Source organism: Atribacteraceae bacterium, from assembly GCA_035477455.1.
Lineage (GTDB): Bacteria > Atribacterota > Atribacteria > Atribacterales > Atribacteraceae > DATIKP01.
Window position 1 is genome coordinate 1 of record DATIKP010000156.1, and the last position, 8,640, is coordinate 8,640.

Below are 8,640 nucleotides of genomic sequence, written 5' to 3' on the forward strand. Positions count from 1 at the left end.
ATGACCTTTTCCATTTGGCGGTTCCAGATTTTGGGTATATAATAAGAACCAGGTTAAAAGATGAGGATCGGAAAGGGGGAGCACAGTTGAACAACTTTAAATTCTACAATCCGACCCGAGTGTTTTTTGGAAAAGGTGAAACTGCTCGGGTAGGAACCGAATGCCGGAAATACGGAAAGAAAATCCTCCTGACGTACGGCGGTGGGAGCATAAAAAAAACCGGCCTATACGACCAGGTGATCAGCGCCCTCAAACAGGAAGGGATGACCATTTTTGAACTCTCGGGCATCCAGCCGAATCCCCGCTTGTCCAGTGTTCGGCGGGGAGTGGAAATCTGTAAAACCGAGGGCATCGAAATTATCTTGGCCATGGGAGGAGGCAGCGTGCTCGATGCCTCTAAAATCGTCGCGGTCGGAGCGAAATACGACGGAGACCCGTGGGATTTTTTCACGAAAGAAGCAGTACCTGGCGCAATGCTCCCGCTGGGAACGGTTTTGACACTGGCCGCCACCGGCTCGGAGATGAATCATAATTCGGTGGTCACCAACGACGATACCCTTCAGAAATGGGCCGTAGTCGACCCGGCCATCTTTCCGACCTTTTCGATCCTGGACCCGGTCAACACCTTCACCGTACCTCGGGATCAGACGGTCAACGGAAGCTGTGATATCCTCGCTCATCTTTTTGAGCAGTATTTTCACGATATCAACGAATGCCCGGTGCAGGACCGGCTGAACGAAAGCCTCATCAATACTGTCATCGAATACACCCCCCGGGTTCTGGACAAGCCCGATGACTATGATGCCCGGGCCACGATCATGTGGTGCGGAACCCTGGCATTGAATCATTTATTGTCCGCCGGCGTCAGCGGAGACTGGTCGACCCACAATATCGAACACGAGTTAAGCGCCCTGTACGACATTCCTCACGGGGCCGGACTGGCGATTGTGTTCCCTCAGTGGATGAAATACGTCCTGGACATCATTCCTGGCAAATTCGCCCAGTTCGGCCAGCGGATCTGGGGCTTGAATGCCGACGGCAAGAGCCAACGGGAACAGGGATTGGCGGCTATCGAACGGACTAAAGAATGGCTCAAATCCATAGGTGCCCCTATTTCCCTGAAAGAGGTTGGGATCGGTTCGGAAAAATTGGAGGAGATGGCCGAACGGGCGGTCAGCCGCGGTCCCTTGGGCGAAATGAAGCCGCTTTCCAAGGTGGATGTTTTGAACATCCTGAAAATGTGCCTGTAAGCCTGTACGAACCAGGGAGAGAAGAGCCGCGCCCGTCCGATGAGGGTCGCCTGTTCCGGACAGACAATGGCCTCTACCGTGAAACGCCAGTTGAGGGAAGGCGAAATTATGGATTACTTCCATCGTAGTCTCCTGGAGGAAATCAAAGATCCCAGGATAAAAAATCACCTGGCAGAGCTATTTGCGTTGAAGCACGAAGAGCTTCTTCAGGTCTTTCAATCCCTTGATGAAGTCATTTTCATCCGGATTCAGGAAACGGGAGAAATCCTTTTCGTCAACGCGGCCTGCGAGAAACGGTATGGGAAAACGGATTCCTTGCGCTGGGAAAAAATCAGTCACGCGTTTCAGGATCCCTTGAATATGATGGACACTCTTTTCCCCGAAAGAAAAGAAATCCAGGGCCTCTCGGAGTGGGAAGTCCTCAACCGGATGGACAACCATTGGTATCGTTGCCGGGAAATCCCTCTACTCTGGCCGGACGGACAACTTGTGCTTTGCCTTTTGGCTTCCGACATCACTGAACTGAAACAGTTGCGGGTGGAACTTGTCCAATCGCGGGAACGTTTTGAAAAAACCACCTTTGGTACCATTCAGGCCATGGGGAAAATCGTCGAGATGCGGGACCCCTATACCGCCGGTCACCAAAAACGGGTGGCTCAGCTGGCCAGTTTCATAACCAGGGAAATGGGCCTGGCCGAAGATAAGGTCGACTGCTGTTTCCTTTCAAGCCTGGTCCATGATATTGGAAAAATCTATATTCCGACCGAAATCCTTCTCAAGCCGGGACCATTGACCGATATTGAATACGCAATGATCAAGGTCCACCCCCAAGTGGGATACGACATCCTCAAATCGGTCGAGTTTCCCTGGCCGATCGGAAAAATTGTCCTTCAACATCACGAACGAATCGACGGATCCGGCTATCCGGAAGGTCTGCGCGGGGCCAAAATTCTTCTCGAGGCCCGGATTATCGCAGTTGCCGATACGGTGGAAGCTATGTTCTCCCAGCGCCCTTTTCGTAAGGAACGTGATTTCGAAGAAGTCATGGAAGAAATCGCCCATAACCGGGATACCCTCTATGACACAGACGTTGTTGACGCCTGCCTGAAAACCATCGCCGAGAATAAGATCAAAACACTCTGGCTCTCCGCCGGAGATTGTTGAGAAAAGAGCAGCGGACGCTCGAGAGGTTTTGAATTTATGACAACGGATTTGTCCACACAGTGACGCAGAAGGAAGGACTCACTGGTTGATTGTTGCGCTGGCCCAATTGAATCCAATCGTGGGAGATCTCCCAGGTAATGTCCGGAAACTTCGGGAAAGTTTGGCCTTGCACCGAAACCATTCACCGGATCTCCTGGTTTTCTCTGAACTGTTTTTAACCGGCTACCCACCCAAAGACCTCTTGGAACGACCCTGGTTCATCGAAAATGTCACGCGGGCGGTCCGGGATGTGGAAGAGATCTCGAAGGGATATCCGGGCACTGGCATTCTGTTTGGAACCCCGATTCCGATTGGAAGCTGTAACGAAAAACCGCTCTATAACGGAGCGGTTTTAGTCTACGAGGGAAAGACTATCGGAACCGCCGCGAAAACTCTACTTCCCACCTATGACGTATTCGATGAGAGCCGCTATTTCGAGCCCGCTCCCCAAATCAAACCGATTCCTTTTAAGGACCAGCGTCTGGGAGTAAACATCTGTGAAGACGCCTGGAACACGCCGGATTTCTGGCCGGGAGGCATCCAGTACGAGATCGACCCTATCGAACTTTTATCCCGACAAGGCACCACTCTTTTTATTAATCTTTCCGCTTCTCCCTTTACCGTGGGTAAAGAAGAACTTCGTTACCGGATCATCAAGCGGCACGCCCAACGCACCGCTACCCCTTTCGTATACCTCAACCAAGTCGGGGCCAATGACGAACTCATCTTCGACGGCCGAAGCCTGGTCTTCAATCGGGCGGGACAACCGGTACGCGTGCTTTCCGCTTTTACCGAAGAACTGGCCATCTGGGATTCAAGCCGAACCGAGAAACCGTGTTCCTATACCCCGCTTGACCGGATTGAAACCGTTTACCAGGCCTTAGTTCTGGGCATCAGGGACTATGTTCGGAAATGCGGATTCAGTCAAGTAGTGATCGGTTTATCCGGAGGGATTGATTCGGCACTGGTCTTCTGTCTGGCTGTCGAAGCACTTGGACCGGACAATGTGCTCGGCGTAACCATGCCTTCCCCCTTTTCGTCACCAGGGAGCATCAATGATTCACTAACCCTGGCACGGAACTTCGGGGCTTCCTGTCACGTGATACCAATCAATGGCATCTACGAACGCTACCTGGAAACCCTGCGAGAATCCTTCGCCGGTCATGAATCGGATACAACCGAAGAAAATCTCCAGGCTCGTATCCGGGGAAATATCCTGATGGCGTTTTCCAACAAGTTCGGTTACTTGGTCCTCTCTACCGGAAATAAATCGGAGATGGCGGTGGGGTATTGTACTCTGTACGGGGACATGAGCGGGGGTTTGAGCGTGCTCTCCGACGTTCCCAAAACCATGGTTTATCAGTTGGCCACCCATATCAACCGCTATCATCCGGTGATTCCCCGGGAAAGCATCGAAAAAGCCCCCTCAGCCGAGTTGAAGCCGGATCAGAAAGATCAGGATACTCTCCCTCCCTACCCGGTCCTGGACGAGATTCTCGCCGCCTATATCGAAGATCTGCTCCCTCCCGAGGAGATTATTCGACGGGGCTACGATGAAACAGTCGTCCGTTGGGTCGTAAGCGCGGTTGAACGAAATGAATACAAGAGGAAGCAAGCCGCCCCCGGACTCAAGGTGACCAGCAAGGCTTTCGGAATAGGCCGCCGGATGCCGATCGCCGCTCGTTGCCCCCTTGACTGAGGGGAGCTATGAGGTGAAAGAATGAGCGAGCGAAAAATCAGGGTGGGTGTGGTCTTTGGCGGAATGTCCGCCGAACACGAGGTTTCCGTCCAATCGGCCCGGAACATTCTCAAGGCGATCGATCGGACCCGCTATGAACCGGTTCCGGTCTTTATCGACCGGCAGGGATGCTGGTCGACCACCCTGCCCCGTAACCTTATCGAACCCGGAACCACAGCACTCTCCTCCGCCCAGACCGATTCGTACACCAGCATCTGCTTGACGCCGGGACAATCACCAGGGCGGTTCCTGCATCTTTTTCCAGACTCCTATCAGCTCGAACCGGTTGATATCGTGTTCCCCGTCCTGCACGGCCCGTTTGGGGAGGATGGGACAATCCAGGGACTGTTGAGGCTGGCCGGCATTCCCTGTGTAGGCTCCGATGTCCTTGGTTCGGCGGTGAGCATGGACAAAGATGTCATGAAAAGACTCTTACGCTGTGCCAATCTGCCAGTCGCTCGGTTTATCACCCTCCGCCGCTATGAACTATCAACGCTGGATCCGGGAACCATTACCGAAGAACTGGGACTCCCCCTGTTTGTTAAACCGGCCAATCTGGGTTCATCGGTGGGTATCAGCAAGGTGAAAGAACCCGGGGAACTTCTCCAGGCCATTCATGAGGCTTTTCGCTATGACCAAAAAATCCTGCTGGAAGAATACATCGAGGGGCGGGAAATCGAGATCTCCGTCCTGGGCAACGACACTCCCATCGCTTCCCTTCCCGGAGAAATCATTCCCAGGCACGAATTTTATTCATACCAGGCCAAGTACATTGATAAAAACGGCGCCAGCTTCGTTCTCCCCGCCCGTCTCAAGCCAGAAGTACAAAATTCCATCCAGGATTTGGCTATTCACGCTTTTCGGGTTTTGGAATGCACGGGCATGGCTCGGGTGGATTTTTTTCTCCGTCACCAAACCGAAATCTTAATCAATGAAATCAACACCATCCCCGGCTTTACGGACATCAGCATGTACCCCCGCCTGTGGGAAATCAGCGGCATCTCCCAGCCGGAGTTGATCGATCGGCTGATCCGTTTAGCCCTGGAACGTCACGAAAAAACCCAGAAACTGAGTATCAATGTCGATCGATATGTACATACCGAGGAGGATCAACCATGAAGACCCTCATCGTTTGTGTTTCCGAAAACCACGGAAATACCGCGAAGATCGCCCGCGCCCTGGGCGAAGTTTTGGACGCCCGTATCGAAGAGCCAGAAAAGGTCACTGATGAAATGCTCCATGGTTTTGACCTCGTTGGATTCGGGTCCGGAATCTTCATTGGAAAGCACCACAAAAGAATCCTCGAACTCAGCCGTCGTCTATCGGAAAACCCGCTTAAGGCTTTTATCTTTTCCACCAGCGGATGGGGCAAGGCCGGAATAAGTCATAAAGCCCTGCGGAAAAACCTTGAAGAACACGGATTTTCTGTGATCGGTGATTTTGCCTGCAAGGGATATGATACGTACGGACCCCTTAAGCTGGTCGGGGGCATCAATAAAAATCGTCCGAATAAACAGGATCTGAACGATGCAAGGGAATTCGCCCGAAGCCTTCTGAAAAGGGACTGAACCTGTTCGGCTGGACAGCCGGACCACATCGCCCGCAAGTCTTGCCGAACAGGTGGAAACAACTACAGTTCAGCCAGTTTTTTCATGACTGTTTTCGTGCTTTTGTAAAGTTCCAGGAACAGTTCATAATAGCGCGTATACACCGCCTGATTTCCCCGGTTGACTTCGATCAGGGGGCGGAATTCGATCCAATCCTTGATCCGTTCCGGAGAATCGATCACCCCGGATCCCAGTCCGGCCAAAAAGGCGTCGCCGAAAGGCGCCTCCACGTCCTTGGCCAGCCGTTTCATGTTGAACCCGGTGATATCGGCGAAAATCTGCACCCAGAAGGTGGATTTGGCTACACCACCCACGATCCAGCAATCCGGGTTGAGCTTGAGACCGGCTTTGATGCCTTCCTCCATGTTGTGCCGCAGGGAATAGGCGGCGGCTTCGAGCATGGCCCGGTAAACGTGGTTCCGGTTGTGGAACAGGGAAAGTCCGAGTATAGTACCCCGGGCGTCCGGATCCCAGATCGGCGAGCGTTCCCCCATAAAATAGGGAAGAACCAGGACCCCGTCACTTCCCGGTCCAATGCCGGATGTTTCCAACTCCATGAGGGTATAAGCCGAAATTCCGGTATTTCTTTCCACTTCTTTTTCATATCCGCCGAACTGATCTCGGAACCAGCGAGCCAGAGCTCCGGAAGTGGCGCTCCCGCCGAAGGTGTAAATCCGTTCCTTGTCGTAGACGACATAGGGAAAACTTACCAGACCGGGGGTGAGGTACTGTCCCCCGTGGACGGTTCCCCAGCACATCGAGGTTCCGGCCATCGCCACGTGCTCCCCTTCACTGAGCACCCCCGCACCGAGTTGGGCGACTGGAGCGTCCACTCCCCCACCATACACCGGAGTCCCTTCCAAGAGGCCGGTCTGGGCGGCAGCCTGGCTACTGAGTTTACCGACCAGCTCCGAAGAAAGGGTAATCCGTTTCGGCAAAAGATGCTTGGGAATACCCAGAAGATCACACATTTCTCCGGACCATTCCCGGCGGTGAATATCGAAAACCCCACCGATATTTCCGGCGGAGGAATAATCAGTCGCCAGTTCACCGGTCAAACGATAAACCACATAGTCCTTCGGAGTTACGAACTGGAATAGCTTATTCCAGACTTCCGGTTCGTTATTCCGAATCCACATCATCTTGGTAAATCCGTAGTACGAGTCCACGTAATTCCCTGTGATCCCAAAAATTTTATCAAGCGGTATGGTGTCCTTGACCCACTGGGTTTCCCGGCGGGCCCGTCGGTCCATCCAGATCAAACAGGGTCTGAGAGGCTTCATGTCTTTGTCGACTGGAACCCCGGAACCGCCATACAGGCCACTGATGGCCAATCCGGCCACATCCTGCGGGAACACTCCGGATCTCTCCAAACACTCTTTCAAAGTTTCAAGAACGGCTTCATGCCAGATATCCGGCCACTGTTCGGCCCAGGAAGGGCGGGGGGTGATTACTCCATATTCACGAAAGGCTTCGCTGACAAACTTCCCTTTTTCGTCGACCATCACCGTCTTGGTCCCCTGTGTTCCAATGTCGGTTCCCATCAGATACATTGTCCACCTCCATCATTGTTGACCTGAAAATAGTGTTGACCAAGAGTGTCCGATTGTCAAGATTTACCGCCCTCAGCTTCCCTCCGGCGCTTAAGAAAAGAAGGCAAACTGAAATAGGGAAGTTCATCCATAGTGTAATCGGAAGCTTTAGCATATAATGTCCGCATAGGTTGCAACCAGGGCTTCCTGCAAACGTTGTCTTTGGCTTGAGGTTAGATGGACAGGGAAGGAATACAGCCAGACAGGAACAGAGTTTTTTCATATCACCAGCTCATAGACAAGGGAGGCATGCATTATGAGTTCACCGATAAAATCCGGAGAGACTGCCCCCGATTTTATCCTGAAAGACCAGCATGGCAAAGATCAACGCCTGAGCGACTACCGGGGGAAAAAGGTCGTCCTGGCTTTTCATCCTTTAGCTTTTACCCGTATCTGTGCCTACCAAATGCAGGATCTGGAAAAGCATTACGACGATTTTATCCGTCTCGGTGCCGTGCCCCTGGGAATGAGCGTCGACCCGGTTCCCTCCAAGCACGCCTGGGCCAAAGAACTGGGAATTAAAAACCTGCTGCTGCTCTCGGATTTCTGGCCGCACGGTGAAGTAGCCCGGAAGCTGGGTGTTTTCCGGGAGGAAAACGGATATTCCGAACGGGCGGTGATCATTGTCGGTCCGGATGGCCTCGTAAGCTGGATAAAGGTCTACCCGACCAAGGAACGGCCGGATATCCACGAAATCCTGACCGCGACAGAAAAAGTCTAGGAGGGGTGAAGCCCGTTGATACTCAATGACCTGCTAACTCAAAGAACGATTCTATTCGACGGAGCGATGGGAACTCGACTTCAGACCCTCGGCCTGCCCCCCGGTCATCCGCCCGAGGAGTGGAACCTCTCCCACCCGGCTGAGGTATTCCAGGTCCACCAGGAATATGTCGATGGCGGTTCGCAGATCATCGAAACCAACACCTTCGGCGCAAACCGCATACGCTTGAAACGATATGCCCTGGCCAGCCGTATCCGGGACTTGAACCAGGAAGGAGCCCACCTGGCTAGAGAAGCAGCCGGAGACCGGGTCATCCCAGCCGCCTCGCTCGGGCCAACTGGTGAATTCCTGGAACCTTACGGAGATCTGACGCCGGAAGTGGTTCTTGATACCTACCGGGAACAGGTCCAAATTTTACGGGAGTCGGGTATTGAACTGTTCCATCTGGAAACCTTCAGTTACTCCGGTGAGGCACTTCTGGCTTGCCAGGCGGTGCGGGAAGCGGGCGGCGAGGTGATCGCCAGCTTCA

Annotated in this window: 8 protein-coding genes; 7 read left to right on the forward strand and 1 reads right to left on the reverse strand. The window is 53.1% G+C overall.

Annotation, left to right across the window (positions count from 1 at the left end; translation table 11 throughout):
- Positions 1-86: 86 nt before the first annotated feature.
- The 5 genes from VLH40_09065 (at position 87) to VLH40_09085 (ending at position 5,759) form a co-directional block, all read left to right on the forward strand.
- A complete protein-coding gene (locus VLH40_09065; GenBank protein HSV32152.1) occupies positions 87-1,250 on the forward strand; it encodes an iron-containing alcohol dehydrogenase in 1,164 nt (387 codons plus the stop codon).
- A 108-nt stretch (positions 1,251-1,358) separates the two neighbouring features.
- Positions 1,359-2,414 carry an HD-GYP domain-containing protein gene (locus VLH40_09070; GenBank protein HSV32153.1) on the forward strand — a complete coding sequence of 352 codons (1,056 nt, stop codon included), beginning with the start codon at positions 1,359-1,361 and terminating at the stop codon, positions 2,412-2,414.
- Between the two features lie 85 nt (positions 2,415-2,499).
- Entirely contained in the window at positions 2,500-4,152 is a 1,653-nt protein-coding gene (locus VLH40_09075) for an NAD+ synthase (protein HSV32154.1), read from the forward strand.
- A gap of 21 nt (positions 4,153-4,173) precedes the next feature.
- Positions 4,174-5,310, forward strand: a complete 1,137-nt coding sequence (gene ddlA / locus VLH40_09080; GenBank protein ID HSV32155.1) for a D-alanine--D-alanine ligase — start codon at positions 4,174-4,176, stop codon at positions 5,308-5,310.
- Positions 5,307-5,759 (forward strand): flavodoxin family protein, encoded by a 453-nt coding sequence (locus VLH40_09085; protein HSV32156.1) that lies wholly within the window; start codon positions 5,307-5,309, stop codon positions 5,757-5,759. The genes ddlA and VLH40_09085 overlap by 4 nt, the downstream gene beginning before the upstream one ends.
- Positions 5,760-5,821: 62 nt before the next feature.
- On the opposite strand, the gene VLH40_09090 is transcribed toward VLH40_09085, so the two are convergent.
- A complete protein-coding gene (locus VLH40_09090) occupies positions 5,822-7,351 on the reverse strand; it encodes an FGGY-family carbohydrate kinase (protein HSV32157.1) in 1,530 nt (509 codons plus the stop codon).
- Positions 7,352-7,646: 295 nt separating this feature from the next.
- Here VLH40_09090 and VLH40_09095 point away from each other — a divergent pair, with 295 nt between their 5' ends.
- Both VLH40_09095 and VLH40_09100 read left to right on the forward strand, forming a co-directional pair.
- Positions 7,647-8,111: a peroxiredoxin gene (locus VLH40_09095; GenBank protein HSV32158.1), complete on the forward strand. Its 465-nt coding sequence runs from the start codon at positions 7,647-7,649 to the stop codon at positions 8,109-8,111.
- A 15-nt stretch (positions 8,112-8,126) separates the two neighbouring features.
- Positions 8,127-8,640: homocysteine S-methyltransferase family protein (locus VLH40_09100; protein ID HSV32159.1), on the forward strand; the 514-nt coding region annotated here is incomplete at its 3' end.

Coding starts and splice junctions, on each gene's coding strand:
- VLH40_09070 (HSV32153.1), top strand. CDS start 1,359: ATGGATTACTTCCATCGTAGTCTCCTGGAGGAAATCAAAGATCCCAGG.
- ddlA (HSV32155.1), top strand. CDS start 4,174: ATGAGCGAGCGAAAAATCAGGGTGGGTGTGGTCTTTGGCGGAATGTCC.
- VLH40_09085 (HSV32156.1), top strand. CDS start 5,307: ATGAAGACCCTCATCGTTTGTGTTTCCGAAAACCACGGAAATACCGCG.
- VLH40_09090 (HSV32157.1), bottom strand. CDS start 7,351: ATGTATCTGATGGGAACCGACATTGGAACACAGGGGACCAAGACGGTG.
- VLH40_09095 (HSV32158.1), top strand. CDS start 7,647: ATGAGTTCACCGATAAAATCCGGAGAGACTGCCCCCGATTTTATCCTG.